The sequence below is a fragment of the Duganella sp. genome, from assembly GCF_039595735.1.
In the GTDB taxonomy this organism is placed as follows: Bacteria; Pseudomonadota; Gammaproteobacteria; order Burkholderiales; family Burkholderiaceae_D; genus Rugamonas.
The window spans coordinates 1-22,429 of the sequence record NZ_JBCNLB010000035.1 but is presented as its reverse complement, the minus strand read 5'-3'; the positions used below and the strand labels follow the sequence as shown (position 1 = coordinate 22,429).

Genomic DNA, 22,429 nt, shown 5'->3' with positions numbered 1-22,429 from the left:
CTCTGTTTGTGGTCATTTCTGACCAGGTTCGCTCACTCAAAATACTGACAGTATTTCTTGTTGAGCATTTAATGCTTTTTGTTGCAGCATCAAACGCCCACATTTATCGACTGTAATTTTTTAAAGACCGGTGATACTTGCTGTTGAAGCGTTGTGTTCATCAGCACAGAAGCGAGATTATGAAGTGTTTCGTTTATCTCGTCAACCCTCGTTTTCGCTACATCGTTTTGTTTTCGACGCCGCGTTTTGCGAGGGACCGAACTATAGCAAGCCGCCGCCCGCTTTGGCAAGAGGTAAAATACAAATCTTTCGATTCATACGCCTCCTCCATGTCGATCTCTCCTACTCATAACGAAGCGCTGTCCGCCCAACTCGATCGTGCTATTAATAACAAGACCAAGCCGCTGGGCAGCCTGGGGGTACTGGAGGCGCTGGCCAAACAAATCGGCCTGATACAGAACCGCTGCGATATCAGCATCATCAACCCATCCATATTGGTGTTCGCCGCCGATCACGGTGTGGTGGCTGAGGGCATCTCGGCGTACCCGCAGGACGTGACCTGGCAAATGGTGGCGAACTTCCTGGCCGGCGGCGCCGCTATCAATGTGTTTGCCGCCCAAAACAACTGCGCGCTGCGCGTGATCGACGCCGGCGTTAATCACGACTTCGGCCCGCGCGACGGCCTGACCGACCGCAAGCTGGCGCACGGCACCCGCAACTTCGCCCACGAACCGGCCATGAGCCGCGACCTGTGCGAAACCGCGCTGGCCGCCGGCATGGCGCTGGCGGCCGAGCTGGAAGGCAATGTGGTCGGCTTCGGTGAAATGGGCATCGGTAACACCACCGCCGCCGCCGCGCTGATGCACAAGCTGACCAGCATCCCGGTCGCCCAATGCGTCGGCGCCGGCACCGGCCTTTCGGCCGACGGTATCCTGCACAAGCAGCGCGTGATCGAAGCCGCCGTCGCAAAACACAACGCGGCCAGCGAGCCGCTCGATGTCCTTGCCACCTTCGGCGGCCTGGAAATCGCCATGATGGCCGGCGCCATGCTGAAAGCCGCCGAGCTGCGCAAGGTGCTGCTGATCGATGGCTTTATCGTCACCAGTGCGCTGCTGGTCGCGGCGCGCTTGCAGCCGGCCATTCTGGATTACTGCATCTTCGCGCACTGCTCCAACGAGAACGGCCACCGCCAGATGCTGGAATCATTGAACGCCAGGCCGCTGCTCACTCTGGGCTTGCGCCTGGGCGAAGGCACCGGCTGCGCGCTGGCGCTGCCGCTGCTGCATGCCGCCGCCAACTTCCTGAACCAGATGGCCACGTTTGAATCGGCCCAGGTCAGCGAGAAGTCCGAGTAATGCATCAGCTACGCCTGTTCTTCACCGCGCTGCAGTTCTTCTCCCGCCTGCCGATTCCGGGTTGGGTGGGTTTCGATCCTGCGTGGCTGAACCAGGCCTCGCGCTACTTCCCGCTGGTGGGCGTGGTGGTGGCGCTGATTAGCGCCGCCACTTACGCGCTGACCGCATGGCTGCTGCCGACGCCGGTCGCCGCCATCCTCTCCACCGCGGCCGGCATCTACGCCACCGGCGCATTCCACGAAGACGGCTTTGCCGATATGTGCGACGGCTTCGGCGGCGGCATGACGCCGGAACGCGTGCTGGAGATCATGAAGGATTCGCGCATCGGCGCGTATGGCGCCATCGGCATCATCTGCATGCTGGGACTGAAGCTGACCACACTGGCCATGCTGCCGCCGCTGGCCGCCGTCGGCGCGCTGCTGGTGGCGCATCCGCTTTCACGGCTGATGGCGACCTCGCTGATCTGGCGCCTCGATTATGTCCGCGCCGAAGGCAAGGCCAAGCCGCTGGCGCAAAAGATGCGTGGCCGCGAATTCCTGATTGCCGCCGCCAGCGCCGCTGTTCCAGCACTGGTAGTGATCGCACTGCGCTGGCTGCCGCTTGCCGCGCTGCTGGCTGGCGTGCTGACCGCGGCCATCGCCACCATCTGGCTGGCACGCAAATGCGTGCGCCGCATCGGTGGCTACACCGGCGATTGCCTGGGCGCCGTGCAGCAGGTCACTGAAGTGGTGTTTTACCTGTGCGCCCTGGCCAGCCTGCAGCCATGAAGCTGATACTGGTGCGCCATCCGCAGCCGCTGGTCGCGCCGGGCATCTGTTATGGCAGCACCGATCTTGAGGTGGCGCCAGCGGAGCTGGAGCACACGCTGGCCGCATTGCGGCTGCTGCCCGATCTTCCCATCTATTCAAGCCCACTGCGCCGCTGCGCCCAGCTGGCCGCGCGCCTGAGCGGCAACGCCATCTACGACGCCCGCCTCGCTGAGATGCATTTCGGCGCGTGGGAGATGCAGGCCTGGGACGCCATTCCCCGCGCCGAGATCGATGCCTGGGCCGCCGACATGGTCCACTATCGTCCCGGCGGCGGCGAAAGCGTGTTCCAGATGGCCGGGCGCATCGCCGACTTTTACGATACGCTGCAGAGCGATACCATCATCATCTGCCACGCCGGCGCCATGCGTCTGCTGCGTGCCCGCCACGCCGGACTGCCCCCTGCGGAGATGGCCCTGCAAGCCGCACAAACCGCCCATCAAATCCCCTACGGCTCCACCTTGACCCTTTAAACCCGTATAATGTGCGGGTTTTGGTGCTCGCGCGTCTGTCCAGATGCGCAGTTAAACGGGAAACACGAAGCTGCAAAAAAGCCAACGTGTGCTGCCCCCGCAACGGTAAGCAAGTGTCGCCGCTGTACGCGACAAACCGCCTCTGACAACCACTGTGCTTCGGCATGGGAAGGTAAGGCGGTCTGACTTGTTAGCCCGGATACCGGCCAAATCAGGTGGAAACGGGCGCGCCCCGCTTCTGTTCACAATTGGCCTACGGGGACGTCGGCTGGTTGCTACTAACCGAAAAATGATCATGACCTTTCGTATTTCCCGCCCTGCGGCAATGACGTCGCTGGCGCTGGCCATGGCTGCCTGCTATGCGCACGCCGAACCTGCCGATGCCGTCGTCGTTACCGCCACCCGCTCGCCGCAGCCGCTGGCCAACGTCATCAGCGACACCATCACGATTAGCGCAGAGCAGATCGCCGAATCCGGCGCAGGCTCGATCGTCGATCTGCTGCAACGCCAGCGCGGCATCGAGATCGCCCGCAACGGCGGCGCCGGCACCGCGTCCAGCGTCTACATCCGCGGCGCCAACAGCAACCAGAACATCGTACTGGTCGACGGCGTGCGTATCGGCTCTTCGACCACCGGCGCCGCCAACTGGAGCGCCATCCCGCTGACCGCCATCGACCATATCGAAATCGTCTACGGCCCACTGAGCTCCCTGTACGGTGCCGACGCCATCGGCGGCGTGATCCAGATCTTCACCAAGAAGGGCAAGGGTGCGCCATCCGTCACGGCCTTCGCCGGCTACGGCAGCGACACGACGCGTGAAGTGGACGCCACCCTGTCCGGCGCGACCGGCGGTGAGCACAGCTTCAGCTACGCGATCAGCGCCGGCAAGGAAAAATCGGATGGCTTCAACGCCACCCGCCGCGGCCTGTCTTCGTACAATGCCGACCGCGATGGCTACGACAAGGAAAACGCCGCCGGCCAATTCAGCCTGCAACTGGCGCCGGGCTATGAGGCCGGCGCGCTGTTCGTGCACAGCAAACTGGAGTCGCAGTACGACGCCGGCACTTCCGCCTACAACGTGCGCAGCACCGCTTCGCTGGATACCGCCGCGGTTTACGGCAAAGCCAAGTTCGTGCAAAACATCGACACCCTGCTGCAGTATTCGGAAAGCCGCGACAAGGGCCAGAACTGGAGCAGCGCCGCCGCCACCGGCTACTCGCGCATCGACACCAAACAAACCGACATCACCCTGCAAAACGATGTGCGCATTGGCGACGACGTGTTGCAAGTGCTGTACGACCACCGCAAGGAAGATGTGTCGACCAACGGTGCCAAAGACATGAACCGCGACCGCACCACCAACTCGTGGGCTGCTTCGTACAATGCACGCCGTGGCGCCAACTTGCTGAACGCCGCTGTCCGCCGCGACAAATCGGTGTACGGCGCCAAGACCACCGGCTCGCTGGGCTATGGCTACGACTTCACGAAACAGCTGCGCGCCACCGCCAGCTACGGCACCAGCTTCCGCGCGCCGACCTACAACGAGTTGTACTACCCAGGCTACGGCAATGAGGGCAACAAGCCGGAACAAGGCAAGAACGCCGAGATCGGCCTGCGCTGGGATGACGGCGTGAACGCGCTGAGTGCCAACTACTACCACAACAAGCTGACCGACCTGCTGGTCAACACCACGCCTTGTCCGTTCGGCATCGACGGTTATACCTATGGCTGCGCCTACAACGTCAACAAGGCGACGCTGGAAGGTGTGACGATCGCCGGCGCCACCAAGCTGGCCGGGGTGAATCTGGCTGCCAGCATCGACCTGCAGGATCCCAAGGACGATACCAGCAACAAGCGCCTGGCGCGCCGCGCGAAGAAGCACGGCAACGTGACCGCCGATTACGGCATCGGCGCCCTGAAGCTGGGCGCGGAACTGGAGTTCTCCGGCGACCGTTTCGACGATGCGGCCAACAAGAACCGCCTCGGCGGCTATGGCCTGGTGAACCTGTTCGCGACTTATGCGTTCGCCCGCGACTGGTCGGCGCTGGTCCGCTGGAACAACATCGGCGACAAGCAGTACGACCTGGCCCGCAACTATGCAACGCCAGGCTCCAAGGTGTTTGCCGGTATCCGTTACGGCTACAAATAATGGTGTAACCTGCCGGGGATGGACGTCCTTCCCCGGCAGTTTTTTTGAAAGCAGTGCATGCGTTCTTTCTCCCGCAATCTGCGACAGCGCGCCGCCATTACCCTTGCAGGGTTGCTGCTGTTCGCGTTTGCCAGCCTGATTTTCTCGGGCATGACCGGTTCGGTCTCAATTCCCTTTTCCGATATTCCCGCAGCGCTGAATGAGCTGCTGCATGGCCAGACCTCGACGCTGGCAGCCACCCTGCTCGACCTGCGCATCAATCGCGCGGTTTCCGCTTTTGTCACCGGTGCCGCGCTGTCGCTGGCCGGTGTGATGATGCAGGCGCTGTTGCGCAACCCGCTGGCCGATCCTTATGTCCTCGGCTTGTCGGCCGGCGCCTCGGTCGGCGCCTTGGCCGCGCTGCTGTTCATGTGCGCCGCATGGATGGTCGATGCCGCCGCTTTCGGCGGCGCGGTCGCCGTCTCGATGATGTTGTATGTGCTGGCACGGCGCGACCTGCGCGGCGGCACGGCGGCCGAAGGCGGCACCTCGCTGTTGCTGCTGACCGGTGCGATCCTGTCCGCCGCCTGCATGGCGCTGGTGACGCTGATGCTGTCCATCGCGCCGGAGAGCCGCCTGCGCAGCATGGTGTTCTGGATGATCGGCGACTTGTCCGGCACGCAGGTGCGCTGGATGCCATGGGCCGTGCTGCTCGCCGCGCTGGCGTTTGCGCTGCGCAGTGCGCGCTCCATGAATGTGATGGCGCTGCACGCCGAAGCCGCCGCCACGCTGGGCATCCGCGTGGGTGCGCTGCGCAAGGGCCTGTTCTTCGTCTCCGGCCTGCTGACCGCCAGCGCCGTCACCAGCGCCGGCAGCATAGGCTTCGTCGGCCTGATCGTGCCGCACGCCTGCCGCTTTGCGGTCGGTCCCGACCACCGCATCCTGATTCCTGCCGCTACTGTGGGCGGCGGCACCTTCCTGCTGCTGGCCGACACGCTGGCCCGCACCGCCATCGCGCCCCAGCAGCTGCCGGTCGGCGTGGTGACGGCGCTGATTGGCGCGCCGGTCTTCCTGTATCAACTGCACAGGCTACGCAAATGATGATCAGCACGCACAAACTTTATCTGGGCGTCGGCCAGCGCCAGCTGGTGTCGGACCTGGAATGGCAGGTACGCGAGGGCGAATGCTGGAGCGTCATCGGCCGTAATGGCGCCGGCAAGAGCACCTTGCTGCGCGCGCTGGCAGGCCTGCGCGCGCCGGAAGCCGGCCATGTGGCCATCAACGGACGCCCGCTGGCCGAATGGCCGCTGGCCGAGCTGGCGCGCCAGCGCGCCTTCCTGGCGCAAAGCCGCAGCGACGCCTTCTCCTACAGCGTGATCGAGACCGTGCTGTCGGCGCGCCATCCCTACCACGACAACCGCTACTGGGAAGACAGCGACGACCACGCCATCGCCATCAAAGCGCTGGAAGCGATGGAAGTGGCCGACCTGGCGGCGCGCGACGTGCGCACGCTGTCCGGTGGCGAACGTCAGCGCGTGGCGATTGCCGCCATGCTGGCGCAGGACACGCCGCTGCTGCTGCTCGACGAACCGGCCAACGCGCTGGATCTGGCGCATCAGGTCAGCGTGATGAATATCGTCGCGCGCCTGTGCCGCGAACAAGGCAAGACCGCCGTCATGATCGGCCATGACCTGACGCTGGCGCACAGCGTCTCCACCCACGCGCTGCTGTTGAAAGGCGATGGCCGCTGGCTGGCTGGCGCCACGGCGGAAGTCATGCAGGCCGATATCCTGAGCGACTATCTCGGCCACCCGATTGAAGTCATCCGGCACGGCAAGCGCAGCATCTTTATCCCCAACGAGGAAACCCAATGAGCGACGACATCAACGAACGTCACCGCGCGCGCATGGAGCGCAAGAAGGCCATCATCGACGCCAAGATCGCCGCCGCCGACAAGCAGATCGGCATCATCATCGTCAACACCGGCAACGGCAAGGGCAAGAGCTCCAGCGCCTTCGGCATGGCCATCCGCGCCATGGGCCATGGCATGAAAGTCGGCGTGGTGCAGTTCATCAAGGGCGCGCTGCAGACCGGCGAAGAGCGCTTCCTGCGCCGCTTCCCGGAAGAGATCAGCTTCCACGCCATGGGCGAGGGTTACACCTGGGAGACGCAGAACCGCGAGCGCGATATCGCCAAGGCGCAGCTGGCATGGGAACAGGCCAGGAAGTTTTTGGCCGATCCGCAGATCGGGCTGGTGATCTTCGATGAACTGAACATCGCCCTCAAATACAAATACCTCGATGTGGAAGTCGTCATCAACGACCTGCTGGCGCGTCCGGCGATGCAGCACGTCTGCATCACCGGCCGTGGGGCGCCGCCGGAACTGATCGAGATAGCCGACACGGTTACCGAGATGGAAGTGGTCAAGCACGCGTTCAAGGCCGGCATCGGCGCGCAAGCGGGGACCGAATGGTAAGAGCCCTGTTGGTGGCTGCCGTCTCTTCAGGACAAGGCAAAACCACCGTCACCGCCGCGCTGGCGCGCAAGCTGGTCAAGCTGGGCCAGCGCGTGCGCGTGTTCAAGTGCGGCCCGGACTTCATTGACCCGATGCTGCTGGAACGTGCCAGCGGCGCGCCGGTGCGCTCGCTCGACCTGTGGATGGTCGGCAAGGAGCTGTGCAGCCAGCAACTGGCGCAGGCTGCCGGCGAGGCGGACGTGATCCTGATCGAAGGCGTGATGGGACTGTATGACGGCACGCCCTCTTCCGCCGATCTGGCACGCGCGTTCGGCGTGCCGGTGATGGCGGTGATCGACGCCGGCGCCATGGCGCAAACCGCCGGCGCGCTGGTGCATGGCCTGCGCGACTACGGTCCGGTGCAGATGGCCGGGGTGATCGCCAACCGCGTTGCCAGCGAAGGTCATGCGAAGATGATCGCGTCCTCGCTGCGCGACATTCCGCTGTTTGGCACGTTGCCGAAGCAGGCCAGGTCGCTGCCGGAACGCCATCTCGGGCTGGTGCTGCCGGGCGAGGTGCAGGATATCGACCAGTTGCTGGATGACCTGGCCGACCAGCTGGCATTTGACCATGCGGCGTGGGAACGTCTGCCGCCGGTCGATATCGCCGCAGCGCCAGCACCGGCGCTGCCACCGCTGCTGGCCGGGAAAACCATCGCCATCGCGCGCGATGCGGCCTTCATGTTCCTCTATCCGGCCAACCTGGACACGCTGCGCGCCATGGGCGCAACGCTGACATTCTTCTCACCGCTGGCCGACGAAGCCGTGCCGCCGGAAGCCGATGCGGTCTACCTGCCTGGCGGCTATCCCGAACTGCACGCCGAACAACTGTCGCAAGCGCACAACTGGACCGCGTCGGTCCGCGCCGTTCACACGGCCGGCATGCCGATCGTGGCCGAATGCGGCGGCATGATGGCTTTGGCCGACACGCTGGCCGACCAGGCCGGCGCGGTGTGGCAAATGGCCGGCCTGCTGCCCGGCGCCGTGGCCATGCAGCCACGTCTTGCGGGCCTCGGATCGCAAGGACTGGAAACGCCGCAGGGCACACTGCGCGGCCATACCTTCCATTACTCCAAGCTGGCGACCAGCGTGGCGCCGGCCGCGTACACTAGCAAGCATCCCTCTGCTATACAAGGCGAGGCCTGGTATAAGGTAGGATCGTTATCGGCTTCGTATTTTCACGCATACTTTGCATCCAATCCGGCGGCAACCGCCGCCTTGCTACTGAGGAGTGTGACATGACACGTACACTGGTTCTGGGCGGCGCCCGCTCCGGCAAAAGCGCCTACGCTGAACGTCTGGCCGCCGATTCCGGCAAAGAAGTGGTCTACATCGCCACTGCTACGCCGGGCGACGAGGAAATGGCCGCGCGCATTGCGCATCACCGTGCCGGCCGTCCGCACGAGTGGATTACGGTGGAAGAGCCGCTGGCACTGGGCAATCAGCTGCTGCGCTGGTCCTCGCCCGACCGTCTGATCCTGGTGGACTGCCTGACGCTCTGGCTGAATAACCTGCTGTTCAGCAGCGGCCAGGAATATCCGGACATCGGCCAGATCACGCTGCCGGCGCTGTTCCACGAACAGCAGGACATGCTGGCCAGCGCGCTGACCAAGTGCGTCAGCGACATCGTGCTGGTATCGAACGAGGTAGGACTGGGCATCATGCCGATGGGCGCCGTGTCGCGCTGCTTCATGGATGAACAGGGCCGCCTGAACCAGTCGGTCGCCGCCATCTGCGACCGCGCGGTGTTTGTCGCCGCCGGCCTGCCGCTGGTGCTAAAAGGATAACTGTGCTGAGTGGACTAAGTTTTTCCGCTGTCGCGCTGCTGATGGTGGTCGCTGTACTGCTGGACCTGTGGTGGGGCGAGGTACGCCGATGGCACCCGCTGGTCGGTTTTGGCAATCTGGCCATCGGCCTGGAACGCCGCCTCAATCAGGAAGGCCCGCTGCGCTTCATGCGCGGCGTGCTGGCGTGGATGCTGGCGGTGCTGCCGCTCACCGCGCTGGCCGCGCTGCTGGTGTGGGCACTGGCCGTGCCAGCCGCACAAGCCGCCGCCCATGTGCTGATGCTGTATTTCGCCCTCGGTCTGCGCAGCCTGCGCGACCACAACCTGCCGATTGCCGACGCGCTGGCGCAGAATGACCTGCCGGCGGCGCGCCGTCTCACTTCCTATATCGTCAGCCGCGATACCACCAGCGCCAGCGAAATCGAACTGACCAAGGCCAGCGCCGAGTCGCTGCTGGAAAATGGCAACGATGCCGTCTTCGGCACGCTGTTCTGGTTCATGCTGGCCGGCGGCCCGGGCGCGGTGCTGTTCCGCATGGCGAACACGCTGGATGCGATGTGGGGCTACCGCACGCCGCGCCTGCGCCAGTTCGGTTGCGCCGCCGCCCGCATCGACGATGCGCTCAATTACATTCCGGCGCGTCTGACTGCGCTGTCGTACGTGCTGCTGGCGCCCGGCCTGCAAGGCAAGCGCCGCGCATGGCAATGCTGGCGTGCGCAGGCACCGGCCTGGGATAGCCCGAACGCCGGTCCGGTGATGTCCAGCGGCGCCGGTGCGCTGGGCGTGCAGCTGGGCGGCGCCGCCATCTATCACGGCCAAGTGGAACACCGTCCCACACTGGGCGCGGGCGCACAAGCCACCGGCACGGATATCAATCGCGCCTGGCAGCTGGTCGCGCGTACCACCGCGTTGTGGCTGGCCATGGCTTGCGCGGCCGCAGCACTGATGGAGTACACACATGCTTGAACACGGCGGCAACCTGCGCGACGCCGCAAAACGCTTTGGCCGCAACGACTGGGTCGACCTGTCGACCGGCATCAACCCGCGCTGGTATCCGGCGCCCGCACTGGAGGGCAATGCGTGGCATCGCCTGCCGGAGCCAGACCCCGCGCTGACCTTGGCCGCACAGGCCTACTACGGCGCGCCGCAGATGCTGCCGGTGGCCGGTACGCAGGCCGCGATCCAGGCCTTGCCACGTTTGCGGCAGCCATCACGCGTCGCCGTCAGCGCGCCATCGTATGCGGAACACGCACATCACTGGGCCGGCCACGGTCACACGCTCACGCTGAAGCCTTACGACGCACTGGAAGCCGCCATCGCGCACCACGACGTGGTGGTCGTGGTCAACCCGAACAACCCTACCGGCGCGGTGGTGCCGCCGGCCCAATTGCTGCAATGGGCCGACCAACTGGCCACGCGCGGCGGCTGGCTGGTGGTGGACGAAGCGTTTGGCGACACCACGCAACACAACAGCGTGGCCGCCCACACCGCGCGTCCGGGCCTGATCGTGCTGCGCTCCGTCGGCAAATTCTTCGGCCTGGCCGGCATCCGGCTGGGTTTCGTGGCGGCGCCCCCGGACCTGCTGCGCGCTCTGGCCGACCTGCTGGGGCCATGGACCATCAGCGGTCCGGCGCAGCAGATCGCACTGGCCGCACTGACCGACCACGCCTGGCAAGCCGCAACGCAGCGCGAACTGCAGGCCAGCGGCGAACGCCTGCGCGCGCTGCTGGCGGCGCACGATATCCGCTCCACTGGCACACCGCTATTCCAATGGTGGGCCGAGCCGCAGCCGGAAGCCTTCTGGCAGCACATGGCGGAACGCGGCATCTGGGTGCGCCTGTTTACGCAAGCAGCGCGCGGCATCCGCCTTGGCCTGCCGCCCGACGAAGCAGGCTGGCAGCGCCTGCAAGCAGCACTCACTGAATGGACCAATCAATGAAAAAACTGATCTTCGCCGCCGCCCTTCTCGCATCGGCAGCCAGCAACGCCGCACCGGTCTCCGTCCGCGATGACGACGGCAATGTCGTCACGCTGCCCAAACCCGCGCAGCGCGTGATCGCCATGGCGCCGCACGTGACGGAACTGCTGTTCGCCGCCGGGGCCGGCGACAAGATTGTCGGCGCCGTCACGTACAGCGACTACCCGGAAGCGGCCAAGAAAATCCCGCGCGTCGGCGACAACCGCCTGATCGACATGGAGCGCGTCGCCGCCATGAAGCCGGATTTGATCGTGATCTGGATGCACGGCGGCTTTGAGCGCCAGATCGAAGGCTTGCGCAAACTGGGCATCCCGCTGTTCCACAGCGAACCGACCAAGCTGGAAGGCATTGCCGACAATGTCGAACGCCTCGGCCAGCTGATGGGCACCGAGGCTGTGGCCAATCCGGCCGCTGCCGAGATCCGCCAGCAATTCTCCTCCATGGCCAAACAGTACTCCAACCGCCCTCCGGTGCGCCTGTTCTACCAGGTATGGGACAAACCGCTGTACACCCTGAACGGCAAATCCATCGTCAGCGATTCGATCCGCCTGTGCGGCGGCGTCAACATTTTCGCGGACCAGAAAACCACCGCGCCGATCATCAGCATGGAAGCCGTGCTGCAGGCGAACCCGGAAGCCATTTTCGGCACCAGCGAAAAAGATTACGGCAGCGTCGACCTGTGGAAGCCCTACGGCACGCTGCTGGCGGTCCAGAACAACAACCTGTTCCGCCTGCAGGGCGACCTGCTGAACCGCGCCGGCCCGCGCATGGTCGCCGGCACCAAAGCGCTGTGCGAAAAAATCGAAGAAGCGCGCCAACACCGCAAGAACTGACATGCCGTTTCCTTACAAAACCCTCATGGTGCAAGGCACCACCTCGGACGCCGGTAAAAGTACCGTCGTCGCTGCCCTGTGCCGCCTGCTCAAAAGGCAAGGCGTGCGCGTGGCGCCATTCAAGCCGCAGAACATGGCGCTCAACAGCGCCGTGACGGAAGACGGCGGCGAGATCGGCCGCGCTCAGGCGCTGCAAGCGATTGCCGCCGGCGTGCCGGCGCACACCGACATGAATCCCATCCTGCTCAAGCCGTCGAGCGACATCGGCGCGCAAGTCATCATCCACGGCAAGGTGCGCGCCGAGATGAACGCGCGCGACTATCATCAGTACAAGACGGTCGCCATGCAAGCGGTGCTGGAATCGCACCAGCGCCTGCTGCAACAATACGATTGCGTGATAGTGGAAGGCGCCGGCAGCCCGGCGGAAATCAATCTGCGCGACCGCGACATCGCCAACATGGGCTTTGCCGAAAAGGTGGACTGCCCGGTGGTACTGGTGGCGGACATCGACCGTGGCGGCGTGTTCGCCCACATCGTCGGCACGCTGGCCTGCCTGTCGGAGAGCGAACGGCAGCGCACCATCGGCTTCGTCATCAACCGCTTCCGCGGCGATATCAAACTGCTGGAGCCGGGCCTGGACTGGCTGGAACAGCGAACCGGCAAGCCGGTGCTGGCGGTGCTGCCCTACCTGCATGGCCTGTTCCTCGATGCCGAAGACGCGGTGCAACCGGTGCAGGCCGCACGCGGCGCCTTCCGCGTAGTGGTCCCCAGCCTGCCGCGCATGAGCAACCACACCGACTTTGACGCCCTGCGCGCCCATCCCGATGTCGACCTGCACTTCGTGCGGCAGGGAGAGCCGATACCGGCGGCGGATCTGATCATCCTCCCCGGCAGCAAGAACACGCGCGGCGACCTGGAATGGCTGCGCGCGCAAGGCTGGCCGGAAAACATCGCGCATCATCTGCGCTACGGCGGCAAGGTGATTGGCGTCTGCGGCGGCTTCCAGATGCTGGGCCAGAACGTGACCGATCCGCTGGGCATGGAAGGCAAGGCTGGCGCATCCCCCGCCCTCGGCCTGCTCGACATGTGCACCGAAATGCGTCCGGAAAAACGGCTGGTGCAGGTCAAAGGCGTTTGCGCCTTCGACGATGCACAAGCCCCGGTCAGCGGCTACGAAATCCATATGGGCGTCTCCACCGGCAGCGCGCTGGCTAAACCGGCCTTCCTGATTGACGGCCGCCCGGAAGGCGCGGTATCGGACGATGGCCAGATCCTCGGCACCTACCTGCATGGACTGTTCGACACGCCGCAAGCCATCAGCGCCCTGCTGCGCTGGGCCGGCCTCCATTCCGACAAGACGGTGGACACCGCCGCCCTGCGCGAAGCCAGCCTGGATCGCATCGCCGACGCCACCCAGCCACTCCTCGATGCCCTGATCTCTCTGAAATGAATCCGCACGCCTACTCCGACGCCGAAATCGCCGGCGTCTACCGCGCCATCCGCGAACGCCGTGACGTACGCCACTTCAAGCGCGGTCCACTGGAACCGGGCCAGCTGGAACGTTTCATCGGCGCCGCCCACAATGGCCCCAGCGTCGGTTACATGCAGCCGTGGCGTTTTGTGCGCATCACCGATGCCGCACTGCGTGCCCGCATCCATGCGCATGTGAACCAGGAGCGCATCAAGACCGCAGAAGCGCTGGGCCAGCGCGCCGAAGAATTCATGAAGCTCAAGGTCGAAGGTATCCTGGAGTGCGCGGAAGTGCTGGTGGTCGGCCTGATCGACAAGCGCGATCATTACGTGTTCGGCCGCCGCACCATGCCGGAAATGGATCTGGCCTCGGCCGCCTGCGCGCTGCAGAACTTCTGGCTGGCCGCACGCGCGGAAGGCATCGGCGCTGGCTGGGTCTCGATGTTCGATCCACAGCAGCTGCGCGATATCATCGGCATGCCCGAAGGCAGCCAGCCGATCGCCGTGCTATGCGTCGGCCATGTGCACGAGTTCTACACCGCGCCCATGCTGGAACTGGAAAAGTGGGACCAGCGCCGCCCGTTGAGCGAGATCGTGTCCGAAAACCGCTGGGCTTAAGCGGGACATTCCTCGATGCGGCGATTGCCCGGCCCTGGCAGCACCCGCAAAGTGCGCTCGGTGGCCGCCGTGAATTCGCGCCTGAGTACCGTGTCGACAAAACGCCAGTCGCAGCGCACCTGCTCATGACTGGCGGTGACAATCATATAACCGCGCTTGCTGGTCTGGGCATAGTACAGCGGCTCGATCAGCTCCACCATCATGTTGGCGACATCCTCCGGGTCGCGATCCGGATACGCCCCCTCCATGCCCGGCGACGACACCGAGGCCGTGGCAAATTCCACGCCCACCTGCCGGCCCTGCGCATCGCGCAGATCGCTGGCCCAGGCGTTGTGCGTATCGCCGGCCAGCACCACCAGGTTCTTGCGGTGCTTCTGCATCATCCCGAACACCTGTTCGCGATCGGCCTGATAACCATCCCATGAATCGAGATAGCACGGCAAGGTCGGCGCCGACAACCAGCGCTGCTCCTTCGGCGTAACGCAGGACGGATCGGCTGCCGCGCGCTTCTTCAATGCCGAGTAATCGGTGCAATTGCACTCGCCCATGACCACGGCGGCTGGATATTCCATGCGCGCCATCAGCACCTGCTGCCCCAGCATCTGCCAGCGCGCGGTCGAACGGCTGACCTGCGCTTCCAGCCATGCCATCTGCTCGCGGCCTATCATCTGACGGCGTGGCGAACACACGTCCTGCTTGTATTTCTCCACATCGAAGTGTTTCTGCTCGTCGTAGTAGGAGGACATCATCAGCTGCTGATCGCGCGCGATCAGGCGCGTATCCAGCATGTGTAGTGAAACGATGCCGCCGAAATCGAAGGAGCGATAGATCTTGTCCGGCGCCGATGCATCCGGCACGCGGATCGGCATCCACTCATGGTAAGCCGTCAGCGCCGCCTGCTTGCGCAGCTCGAATGGCCCGTACTTGCTGGCCTTGTGGTCGACCGAACCATCACGCCAGGTATCGTCCGCAATCTCGTGATCGTCCCACACGGTAATGAACGGCATGGCGGCATGCACCGCCTGCAGATCCGGATCGGAACGATACTGCGCATAGCGGCGGCGGTAATCGTCCATGCGCAGCAGCAGCTCGCGCGGTTCGGACACGCGCCCCAGCGCCTCCGCATTACCGCAGGCGTAGCCGGTGCTTTCATATTCGTAGATGTAGTCTCCGATGTGAAGCGCGGCATCGATATCGCCCTGACGCGCCGCGTCGGCATAGACATTGAAGTAACCGGCCGGATAATTTGAACAGGAGAACACCGCCAGCCGCACCTGACGCGCACCGTCGCGCGCCAGCGTCCTGGTGCGGCCGATCACCGACTTCTCGCCCTGCACCGCAAACTGGTAATAGTAGACATGGCCCGGCAGCAGGCCGACAGGATCCACCTTGACCGTGTAATCCTGTTGCGCCGATGTGACCACGCTGCCATCGGCGATCACCTGCCGCATGGCGGGGTCGGTCGCCAGCTGCCAGCGCACTTCGATATCGCCGGCACGCGCAGGGGTCACGCGGGTCCACAGGATCACGCGGTCGCTGAGCGGGTCGCCGCTCGCGACGCCGTGACGGAAGCCGGTCGCCGTGCTTTCCGCAACACTGCCGGCGGTACTGGTGCAGCCGGCCACGCCGAGCAGCGCAGTCGATGCCGCCATCTGGCGAATAAAGGTGCGGCGTCCTTCCATGGTGCTCTCCCCGGCATAGCGATGACCGCAACTTACGCCCCCTGCGTGACGCGCTTATGACCGTTCTGTTTATTTTGTGTGACAATCACCCCTATGAATGCCGATGCCGCCAAGCGCTACCTGCCGTGGGTAGTGGCCACCACCCTCTTCATGGAGCAACTGGACTCCACCGTCGTCAACACGGCCATTCCCGCCATGGCCGCCAGCTTGCAAGTGACGCCGCTGAGCCTGAAAGCCGTGGTCACCAGCTACATCCTCAGCCTCGCGGTCTCGATTCCCATCAGCGGCTGGATGGCGGACCGCTTCGGCACCCGCCGCGTGTTCATGACCGCGATTGCCATTTTCACCATCGCCTCCGTGCTGTGCGGGCTGTCGGTCAACTCGCCGATGCTGGTGGCGGCGCGGCTGCTGCAGGGCTTTGGCGCGGCGATGATGATGCCGGTCGGGCGCCTGACCATTGTGCGCACCTACCCCAAGCACGAGCTGCTGGCAGCCATGAACTTCGTCATCATCCCGGCGCTGATCGGGCCACTGCTCGGCCCCACCATCGGCGGCCTGATCGTGCACTGGCTGACCTGGCGCGACATCTTTTTCATCAATGTGCCGGTCGGGCTGATGGCCATCTTCCTGGCGCACCGCTACATGCCCGACTACCACGGCGACGCGCCACGCCCGTTGGACCTGATCGGCCTCGTTTTGTTCGGCACCGGCATCGCGCTGCTGTCATGGCTGCTGGAGGTCTTCGGCGAACATAAGCTGGATGTGACCTCAGCCTCGGTGCTGCTGTTCATCGCCTGCGCGCTGCTGGCGGCGTATGTGTGGCATGCGAAGGAAGTGCCGTTCCCGCTGCTGCGGCTGGAGCTGTTCAAGATCCGTACCTTCCGCGTCTCGGTGCTGGGCGGATTCATAACACGTATCGGCGTCGGCGGCCTGCCCTTCCTGCTGCCGCTGCTGTACCAGCTCGGCCTCGGCCTGCCGGCCTGGCAATCGGGCCTGCTGATGATGCCATCCGCCGCCGCGGCCATGGGCATGAAGGTGATATCGGCGCGCGTGCTGGGACGCTTTGGCTACCGTCAGGTACTGACCGTGAACACGCTGCTGATCGGCCTCACCATCAGCATGTTCGCCTTCGTCCATCAGGGCACGCCACTGTACGTGATTGTGGCGATCAGCCTGTGCCTGGGCTTCTTCAACTCACTGCAGTTCTCCAGCATGAACAGCATTGCCTACGCCGATGTCGACAGCTCCAATTCCAGCATGGCCAGCACCATAGCCAGCTCGATGCAGCAGTTATCGATGAGTTTTGGCCTGGCGGCCGGCTCGCTGGTCACCGGCTGGTTCCTGGGCGACTTGCCGCAGTCGAATCGCGCGGCGCTGACATCGGCGTTGCACTACGCTTTCATCACGCTGGCGGCGCTGACGGTCCTGTCCTCGCTCACCTTCCGCACGCTGCGCAACACCGACGGCGAGGCCATCACCCAGGCGAAGCGCCCAGACGAACAATCAGGCGATTGACATAGGGATCGAGCGGCAGCGGCCCGTGATAGTCCTCCGGCGCGTAACGATACGCGTAGCTGGGCAGCAGCGAATACTGAATCTGCAGCATCAGCCGCGGTTGCTGCGCCGGCGCCGTGCCCTTGTGTATGCCGGCGGTATCGACCGCAAAGCAGAAACCGCGCGTGCCGATGGCGGTCAGCAGCATGTCGGCGCTATGGCCGGCGGTGATTTCGCTGTCGCTGTAAAAGCGCAGGCGCATCGGCGCCTGCGTCAGATGGCTGCCGTACAGATAAACGTGCGGCCCGGCGCCGTCATCCACGTCGGTCAGGTAAACCAGTACTTTCAGGTAGCGCCAATCTTCGGAATCGCGGTGGAACGCCTGCAAGGCACTGTTATCGCCCGGCACCGGGAACGACCAGCGCAGCCCCAGCGCGGAAATGGTCGGCTTGCACTCCATGTAGCGCGCCGCCAGGCCCAGCAAGGCCGGACTGTTGGCCAGTGCCAGGATATGCGGACAGGCGATCACATCGCGCAGGTCGTAATCCGCCACCCGCACCGCATCCGGCCGCTGCGCCACCGTAAAGGCGGGGCGCTCGCAGTCACGGTCAATCAATAATTTATCGTTGAGCCAGGCACGAATATCGTCGCATTGCGCGCCATCCAGCAGGTTGCCGAGCGGTGCGTAACCGCTGCTGCGCAAGTCCAGCAAGGCCGCCTCTTCGGCGGGGGTGGCCGCATACAATTCCTGGCCCGAGCCCTGGCGCAGCCGCACCGCACCGCTCAGCACCCGCACCACCAGCCGGCGCAGCATGGGATAGGTCACGACGCGCTGGCTGTAATACAACAGGCTGCGGAGCGGGGCAAAACGGCGGCCGGGTTTCAGCTGCGCATATTCCATCGGGCTTTCCTCCCAGAGTCACCTCTGAGAAGGTAACAATCCGGAAGCCCCTCCACTTTGATGTGGGCTAAACCTTGGTGCGGCGGCGTGCAATCGCCCCCACCAGCGCCAGGCCGGCAAACAGCATGGCGTAGGTGGACGGTTCCGGCACGGCAGCCAGCACCCTGGTGTAGGTGCCGTCAAATGCGTAAGTCGCGCCCAGGCCGTTGATGTGGGTGGCGCCGATCAGGGACAGGAAGCTGGCGTTGGCCGAGTAGTCGCCCAACAGACGGAAAGCGTAAGCGCCAGCGCCAGTCTCGGTGAAGGTCAGCGTCTTGCCATCCACCACCGTGCCCAGGGCGCCAAAGGTCAGCGCGGAGCCGCCCAGCAAGACCGACGAATCAGCGGTCAGCGACAGGCTGGCGAAACGCTGGCCATCGCCGCCGGCGTTGACAAGGCGCAGGGTACCGCCGTTGAGTACCAGTGCGCTGTCGGCCGACAGGCGCTGGGCGCCATCCAGCGTCAGCGAACCGCCGCTCAGTACGGTGGCGCCGCTGTAGCTGCTCAGGCCGGAGAGAGTCACATCGCCGCCCTGCACTTCCACTTTGCTGAAATGGGAAATTGCGCCGGCATAGGCAAAGCTGGTGCCAGCGCCGGGGTTGAACACCAGCGTATTCTGGCTGCCGCTGCCGCCGTTGATGCTGCCGCTGATCGTGCCGCCGGTGATGGTCACGCTGTTGACGCCGCTGCCCAGTTCGATCGCCTTGCCGCTGCTGGAACCGTCAATCATGCCGCCGCTGACGATCACCGTGTTGTCCGGGCCGGTCTTGATGGCGGCATTGGCGGTGCCGCCGCCAATGATGCTGGCGCCGCTGTTGTTGATGATGGTGACCTTGAAGCCGCTGGCCGCGCCCACGGTCACTATGGCGGAATCGCTCTGGCCGCGGATCAGGCCGCCGCTCAGGTTGGTGATGGTGGCGTTGCCGTACAGTCCTTCGCGGCGGCCGCTGCTGAGGTCGTTGCCGGCCAGCGTGATGCCGCGTCCCACCGCGTTGTTATTGCCCGCGCTGACCAGGCCTTCGATGACGCCGGAATTGGTGATGCTGCCGCCACCGATGCTGATGCCTTCGCTATAAGCCAGGCCGTCGGCCGGCTTGCTGAACGCATTCAGCGAACGGATCACGCCGCTGTTGGTGATGTAGGCCAGGCCATCGGCATCGATGCCGTCCCCGTCGCCGCTGACGCCATAGCCGGTGATGGTGCCGTGGTTATCAATGGTGGCGATCTGCTTGCCGTTGAAGCCGTCCAGGTTGATGCCCGAGCCATTCAGGCCGCTGATTACGGCGCTGGCGCTGTTGCTCACGCTGATGGTGAAATTGGCGCTGGCATCTGCCTGACCACCGGTGATGCCGTGGCGGCCGCCTTCGATCAGGCCGGCTGGCAAGTTGAAAATCTGCACGCCGGTGTTGCTTTGCGCATCGACGCCATCGCTGCCGCTGCCGTCCGGCTTGACGATGTTGGACTTGATCGTGCCGGCATTGTTCACCACGCCGTTCAGGCCGGGGCGCACCGCATCGGCATCGGTGGCTTTCAGCAGGCCGCCGGCAAAGTTGTTCACCACATTGGCGCCGGTAACGGCATTGAAATCCACCGCCTGCGCGCCGCCGGCGGAAGCGTTCAGCGAAATCAGCGCGCCGTAGTTGTTGAGGGTAACGCTGGCGTTGGGTTTCGCCATCTGGATCACGTCCGCATCAGCGGATTGCAGCAAGGCACTGTTATTGCCGAGGTTGCCGTTATTGACCACGAAGGTGGAAACGCCGGCATTGTCGCGTATCACGCGGCCGGTGCCGGTCTGCTTGATGGTGCCAAGATTGTTCAGCGTGGCGTTGTTGCCAGTGACCGCGACCGCCACCGCGCTGCCGCTCACGCTCAGCATGCCGGTCGCGGTGACCGTGCCGGTATTGTTCTTGGCCAGCGTTTGCGCGTTGGTATTGCTATCGCTGATGTTGAAGTCCGCTGCCGTGGCAGCACTGAATGGCAGTGCCGCCATCAACAAGAATTGAACAGCGGAAGAAGGTTTCATCAGCATGGTGTCGTCCCCGGAGTGTTATGAACAAACTTTTAATATCCCATAAAGTTATTACAAGCTTGTGACACCTGGGTGACGATACCGGGCGCGTCAGAACGAGGTCAGCGCCTTGGCGAACTTGATCAGCCACAGGCGGCTTGGACGCTCAACGTCCGCACCGCGCGCCACGCGGATGCTGTTGGCGGCATTGCAGCCAGCCGCGCTGCTGGTGATGATCACGCCGTTGGCGTCGACGTTGCACTTGGTGACGTCGGCGTCGTCAATCGACTTGCCGTTGGCGTCATACACCTTGGTCTTCAGGCCGAAGTCGTTGTCGTTGGCCAGGGCCAGCGTGTTGCCGTCAACGATGGTCAGGCCTTCCGCTTTCTCCGCCAGCCAGCCGATGGCGTTCAGATCCAGCAGCAGCGTCTTCTTCAGCGTGGTGACGGCTTTCCAGTCAGCGCCATTGACGGCCACCCCACCCATGCTGCTCTTTTCCAGATCGGAGGTGGCCGGGTTGAAGCCGGCGGCGGCGATGTCGGTAGCGGCGCCGATTTCAATCAGCATCAGCTTGTTGAACACCTTGCCGTTCGGCGCCGCGCCCTGCTCGATCACGATGAACTTGCCGTTGCCCAGCGCGACCACGTCGCCCAGCTTGGCGTTGCCGGTGCGGCCGTCCTGGTAATCGGCAGCGTCCAGCGGATAGGCGTACATCTTGCCGGCTTTGCCGGTGGTGGGATCGAACTCGGTCCAGCGGGTGAAGCGCGCGAAGCGCTCGACCTGCTCGCTCTTGCCAGTGACGGAATAGGTGGCGTTGCCATCCGACAGCGGGCTTTGCAGGAAGCCGTGCAGCTTGTCAGTGGTGGTGTCCAGCGCCAGACCTTCCATGCCGCGGTTAGCGCGGCGTTTGAGGAAGATGTCCGGCAGGCCACTGCCCGGTGCATATTTGTTGAGGATGATGCCGGTGGCCGGATCAATCTTGACGATGAACGGACCGTACTCATCCGACACCCACAATACGTTACGCTTCTTATCGACGACGATCGCTTCGGTATCCAGGCCGTTGGCGTCAAATACCGCTTTGCTGTTGGGGTCGTATTTCATGGCGTCCATGACCGGCAGCTCGGCCGAGTTGCCTACCGTGCCCGGCGGAATGGCCAGGCCGGACGTCTTCACCGTGGCCGACGCCTTGATCGGCGTCGAGGCGGTCAGCATGGCGCCGGTCTTGCCCACCGTGATCACACCAAACGCCGGCGTGAAGCCTGGCGACGGGAAGATCTTGGCGCCGGTGGTGCCGCTGCCGCTCAGGGCCGGCAGGTTAGGGCCGTCGCCGTTCGGGCCGCGGTCAGTCAGGCCATAGAACTCCAGATCGCCATTGGCGTTGGTGCCCTTGAAGGCGATCGACGAACCGTAGGATGGCAGGAAGCCCAGCGGGAAGTCTTCCTTGACCTTGGCGTTGGCGCCCTCGTAAGGGATGTAGTAGCTGCTGGCGGCTTGCACCTGGTAGCGGGTGACGGTGACCGATACGGCGCCCAGCGGGGTGGTCTGGTTGAAGGTTTCGTTGACTGGCGTGCCAACCTTGGAGGCCAGCGTATCTTCGAAGTGTTCGCGCACCAGGGCGCGGCGGCTGTCGTCGACGCCGCGCGCAGCGTACTTGGCGCCGGCAGCGGTCAGGTTGGCGGCCAGCGCGGTGTTGAATACATCGGCCGAGGCGTTGAAGTCGGCGCTTTTGGTGGCCAGCGCGGTTTTCACATCGGCGCTGAGCTTGATGCCATTGGCGGGATCGCTGTCATCGTCCAGCAGTTGCAGGGCCAGCAGGCGGTTGACGACCTTGCTGTCCTTGACATCAGTAACGCCAGCCAGCTGCAGCGGGGTGATGGTGGTGGCGCAAGGCGCGCTGCCCAGTGCAATGCCGCCCACGCTGAAGGTCACGGTATCGCCGGCGTAGCAGATGAATTCGCCTTTGGCATTGGTGCTGGCTTTGGCGGCGGTGCCGGCCACGTAATCCAGGTTTTCCACCGCGCTGTCCAGGAAAACGCCGGTGATCGGCGTCTTGGCCGGCTCGCTATCGCTGCCACCGCAACCTGCCAGAACCGAATACACGGCGAGCGACACCAAGGAGAATTTTTTCATGCTGACTTGTCCCTTTATTAGAAAATGGGCAAGTCTAACGGCGCCACGTTACAAGCTCGTGACAAATGCAAAAAGGCCCGGTCACAGACCGGGCCTTTTTGGCGGATAACTAGCTTGACGATAACCTACTTTCACACTGGTTGCAGCACTATCATCGGCGTAGAGTCGTTTCACGGTCCTGTTCGGGATGGGAAGGGGTGGGACCGACTTA

The 22,429-nt window shown here is 64.2% G+C and carries 19 protein-coding genes and 1 riboswitch; of the genes, 15 read left to right on the top strand and 4 right to left on the bottom strand.

All coding sequences use genetic code 11. The features are described 5' to 3' along the window. Window positions 1–329: 329 nt before the first annotated feature. The 14 genes from cobT (at window position 330) to bluB (ending at window position 13,961) form a co-directional block, all read left to right on the top strand. Window positions 330–1,355 carry a nicotinate-nucleotide--dimethylbenzimidazole phosphoribosyltransferase gene (gene cobT / locus ABDW57_RS27610; protein ID WP_343733346.1) on the top strand — a complete coding sequence of 342 codons (1,026 nt, stop codon included), beginning with the start codon at window positions 330–332 and terminating at the stop codon, window positions 1,353–1,355. Then, complete coding sequence (locus ABDW57_RS27605; RefSeq protein WP_343733345.1) at window positions 1,355–2,122, top strand: adenosylcobinamide-GDP ribazoletransferase; 768 nt, start codon at window positions 1,355–1,357, stop codon at window positions 2,120–2,122. Before cobT ends, ABDW57_RS27605 begins: the two co-directional genes overlap by 1 nt. Next, window positions 2,119–2,634 (top strand): histidine phosphatase family protein, encoded by a 516-nt coding sequence (locus tag ABDW57_RS27600; RefSeq protein WP_343733344.1) that lies wholly within the window; start codon window positions 2,119–2,121, stop codon window positions 2,632–2,634. Before ABDW57_RS27605 ends, ABDW57_RS27600 begins: the two co-directional genes overlap by 4 nt. A 4-nt stretch (window positions 2,635–2,638) precedes the next feature. Beyond that, window positions 2,639–2,860: riboswitch (cobalamin riboswitch) on the top strand. 69 nt (window positions 2,861–2,929) lie between these two features. Further along, window positions 2,930–4,783 carry a TonB-dependent receptor gene (locus ABDW57_RS27595; protein WP_343733343.1) on the top strand — a complete coding sequence of 618 codons (1,854 nt, stop codon included), beginning with the start codon at window positions 2,930–2,932 and terminating at the stop codon, window positions 4,781–4,783. A gap of 57 nt (window positions 4,784–4,840) precedes the next feature. Further along, window positions 4,841–5,863, top strand: a complete 1,023-nt coding sequence (locus ABDW57_RS27590) for an iron ABC transporter permease (protein ID WP_343733342.1) — start codon at window positions 4,841–4,843, stop codon at window positions 5,861–5,863. Next, window positions 5,863–6,636 carry an ABC transporter ATP-binding protein gene (locus ABDW57_RS27585; RefSeq protein WP_343733347.1) on the top strand — a complete coding sequence of 258 codons (774 nt, stop codon included), beginning with the start codon at window positions 5,863–5,865 and terminating at the stop codon, window positions 6,634–6,636. The genes ABDW57_RS27590 and ABDW57_RS27585 overlap by 1 nt, the downstream gene beginning before the upstream one ends. Further along, the gene (cobO, locus tag ABDW57_RS27580) at window positions 6,633–7,238 is read left to right on the top strand and encodes a cob(I)yrinic acid a,c-diamide adenosyltransferase (RefSeq protein WP_343733341.1); all 606 of its coding nucleotides are present in this window, start codon (window positions 6,633–6,635) and stop codon (window positions 7,236–7,238) included. Before ABDW57_RS27585 ends, cobO begins: the two co-directional genes overlap by 4 nt. Then, a complete protein-coding gene (locus ABDW57_RS27575; RefSeq protein ID WP_343733340.1) occupies window positions 7,232–8,518 on the top strand; it encodes a cobyrinate a,c-diamide synthase in 1,287 nt (428 codons plus the stop codon). Before cobO ends, ABDW57_RS27575 begins: the two co-directional genes overlap by 7 nt. After that, window positions 8,515–9,063 carry a bifunctional adenosylcobinamide kinase/adenosylcobinamide-phosphate guanylyltransferase gene (gene cobU / locus ABDW57_RS27570; protein ID WP_343733339.1) on the top strand — a complete coding sequence of 183 codons (549 nt, stop codon included), beginning with the start codon at window positions 8,515–8,517 and terminating at the stop codon, window positions 9,061–9,063. Before ABDW57_RS27575 ends, cobU begins: the two co-directional genes overlap by 4 nt. A 2-nt stretch (window positions 9,064–9,065) precedes the next feature. After that, window positions 9,066–10,028 (top strand): adenosylcobinamide-phosphate synthase CbiB, encoded by a 963-nt coding sequence (gene cbiB, locus ABDW57_RS27565; RefSeq protein ID WP_343733338.1) that lies wholly within the window; start codon window positions 9,066–9,068, stop codon window positions 10,026–10,028. Then, the gene (cobD, locus tag ABDW57_RS27560) at window positions 10,021–11,001 is read left to right on the top strand and encodes a threonine-phosphate decarboxylase CobD (protein WP_343733337.1); all 981 of its coding nucleotides are present in this window, start codon (window positions 10,021–10,023) and stop codon (window positions 10,999–11,001) included. The genes cbiB and cobD overlap by 8 nt, the downstream gene beginning before the upstream one ends. Further along, entirely contained in the window at window positions 10,998–11,873 is an 876-nt protein-coding gene (locus ABDW57_RS27555; RefSeq protein WP_343733336.1) for a cobalamin-binding protein, read from the top strand. Before cobD ends, ABDW57_RS27555 begins: the two co-directional genes overlap by 4 nt. 1 nt (window position 11,874) lies before the next feature. Beyond that, entirely contained in the window at window positions 11,875–13,323 is a 1,449-nt protein-coding gene (locus ABDW57_RS27550) for a cobyric acid synthase (protein WP_343733335.1), read from the top strand. Beyond that, on the top strand, window positions 13,320–13,961 hold the full coding sequence (gene bluB, locus ABDW57_RS27545; protein WP_343733334.1) for a 5,6-dimethylbenzimidazole synthase: 642 nt from the start codon (window positions 13,320–13,322) through the stop codon (window positions 13,959–13,961). The genes ABDW57_RS27550 and bluB overlap by 4 nt, the downstream gene beginning before the upstream one ends. Here the strand turns inward: bluB and ABDW57_RS27540 are convergent. Beyond that, a complete protein-coding gene (locus ABDW57_RS27540) occupies window positions 13,958–15,643 on the bottom strand; it encodes an alkaline phosphatase D family protein (RefSeq protein WP_343733333.1) in 1,686 nt (561 codons plus the stop codon). The two genes, bluB and ABDW57_RS27540, sit on opposite strands and share 4 nt — an antisense overlap. A 93-nt stretch (window positions 15,644–15,736) precedes the next feature. Between ABDW57_RS27540 and ABDW57_RS27535 the strand changes: the two genes are divergently transcribed. Next, entirely contained in the window at window positions 15,737–17,158 is a 1,422-nt protein-coding gene (locus ABDW57_RS27535; protein ID WP_343733332.1) for a DHA2 family efflux MFS transporter permease subunit, read from the top strand. On the opposite strand, the gene ABDW57_RS27530 is transcribed toward ABDW57_RS27535, so the two are convergent. From ABDW57_RS27530 to ABDW57_RS27520, 3 genes are all read right to left on the bottom strand, one after another. Continuing rightward, window positions 17,118–18,038 carry a hypothetical protein gene (locus tag ABDW57_RS27530; protein ID WP_343733331.1) on the bottom strand — a complete coding sequence of 307 codons (921 nt, stop codon included), beginning with the start codon at window positions 18,036–18,038 and terminating at the stop codon, window positions 17,118–17,120. The two genes, ABDW57_RS27535 and ABDW57_RS27530, sit on opposite strands and share 41 nt — an antisense overlap. A 67-nt stretch (window positions 18,039–18,105) precedes the next feature. Further along, complete coding sequence (locus ABDW57_RS27525) at window positions 18,106–20,100, bottom strand: PEP-CTERM sorting domain-containing protein (protein WP_343733330.1); 1,995 nt, start codon at window positions 20,098–20,100, stop codon at window positions 18,106–18,108. Window positions 20,101–20,196: 96 nt separating this feature from the next. Beyond that, window positions 20,197–22,218, bottom strand: a complete 2,022-nt coding sequence (locus ABDW57_RS27520) for an esterase-like activity of phytase family protein (RefSeq protein WP_343733329.1) — start codon at window positions 22,216–22,218, stop codon at window positions 20,197–20,199. Window positions 22,219–22,429: the final 211 nt, after the last annotated feature.

What these genes read in the sequence shown, in the direction of transcription:
- cobT (WP_343733346.1), top strand. Translation starts at nt 330, where the DNA reads ATGTCGATCTCTCCTACTCATAACGAAGCGCTGTCCGCCCAACTCGAT.
- ABDW57_RS27605 (WP_343733345.1), top strand. Translation starts at nt 1,355, where the DNA reads ATGCATCAGCTACGCCTGTTCTTCACCGCGCTGCAGTTCTTCTCCCGC.
- ABDW57_RS27600 (WP_343733344.1), top strand. Translation starts at nt 2,119, where the DNA reads ATGAAGCTGATACTGGTGCGCCATCCGCAGCCGCTGGTCGCGCCGGGC.
- ABDW57_RS27595 (WP_343733343.1), top strand. Translation starts at nt 2,930, where the DNA reads ATGACCTTTCGTATTTCCCGCCCTGCGGCAATGACGTCGCTGGCGCTG.
- ABDW57_RS27590 (WP_343733342.1), top strand. Translation starts at nt 4,841, where the DNA reads ATGCGTTCTTTCTCCCGCAATCTGCGACAGCGCGCCGCCATTACCCTT.
- ABDW57_RS27585 (WP_343733347.1), top strand. Translation starts at nt 5,863, where the DNA reads ATGATCAGCACGCACAAACTTTATCTGGGCGTCGGCCAGCGCCAGCTG.
- cobO (WP_343733341.1), top strand. Translation starts at nt 6,633, where the DNA reads ATGAGCGACGACATCAACGAACGTCACCGCGCGCGCATGGAGCGCAAG.
- ABDW57_RS27575 (WP_343733340.1), top strand. Translation starts at nt 7,232, where the DNA reads ATGGTAAGAGCCCTGTTGGTGGCTGCCGTCTCTTCAGGACAAGGCAAA.
- cobU (WP_343733339.1), top strand. Translation starts at nt 8,515, where the DNA reads ATGACACGTACACTGGTTCTGGGCGGCGCCCGCTCCGGCAAAAGCGCC.
- cobD (WP_343733337.1), top strand. Translation starts at nt 10,021, where the DNA reads ATGCTTGAACACGGCGGCAACCTGCGCGACGCCGCAAAACGCTTTGGC.
- ABDW57_RS27555 (WP_343733336.1), top strand. Translation starts at nt 10,998, where the DNA reads ATGAAAAAACTGATCTTCGCCGCCGCCCTTCTCGCATCGGCAGCCAGC.
- ABDW57_RS27550 (WP_343733335.1), top strand. Translation starts at nt 11,875, where the DNA reads ATGCCGTTTCCTTACAAAACCCTCATGGTGCAAGGCACCACCTCGGAC.
- bluB (WP_343733334.1), top strand. Translation starts at nt 13,320, where the DNA reads ATGAATCCGCACGCCTACTCCGACGCCGAAATCGCCGGCGTCTACCGC.
- ABDW57_RS27540 (WP_343733333.1), bottom strand. Translation starts at nt 15,643, where the DNA reads ATGGAAGGACGCCGCACCTTTATTCGCCAGATGGCGGCATCGACTGCG.
- ABDW57_RS27535 (WP_343733332.1), top strand. Translation starts at nt 15,737, where the DNA reads ATGAATGCCGATGCCGCCAAGCGCTACCTGCCGTGGGTAGTGGCCACC.
- ABDW57_RS27530 (WP_343733331.1), bottom strand. Translation starts at nt 18,038, where the DNA reads ATGGAATATGCGCAGCTGAAACCCGGCCGCCGTTTTGCCCCGCTCCGC.
- ABDW57_RS27525 (WP_343733330.1), bottom strand. Translation starts at nt 20,100, where the DNA reads ATGAAACCTTCTTCCGCTGTTCAATTCTTGTTGATGGCGGCACTGCCA.
- ABDW57_RS27520 (WP_343733329.1), bottom strand. Translation starts at nt 22,218, where the DNA reads ATGAAAAAATTCTCCTTGGTGTCGCTCGCCGTGTATTCGGTTCTGGCA.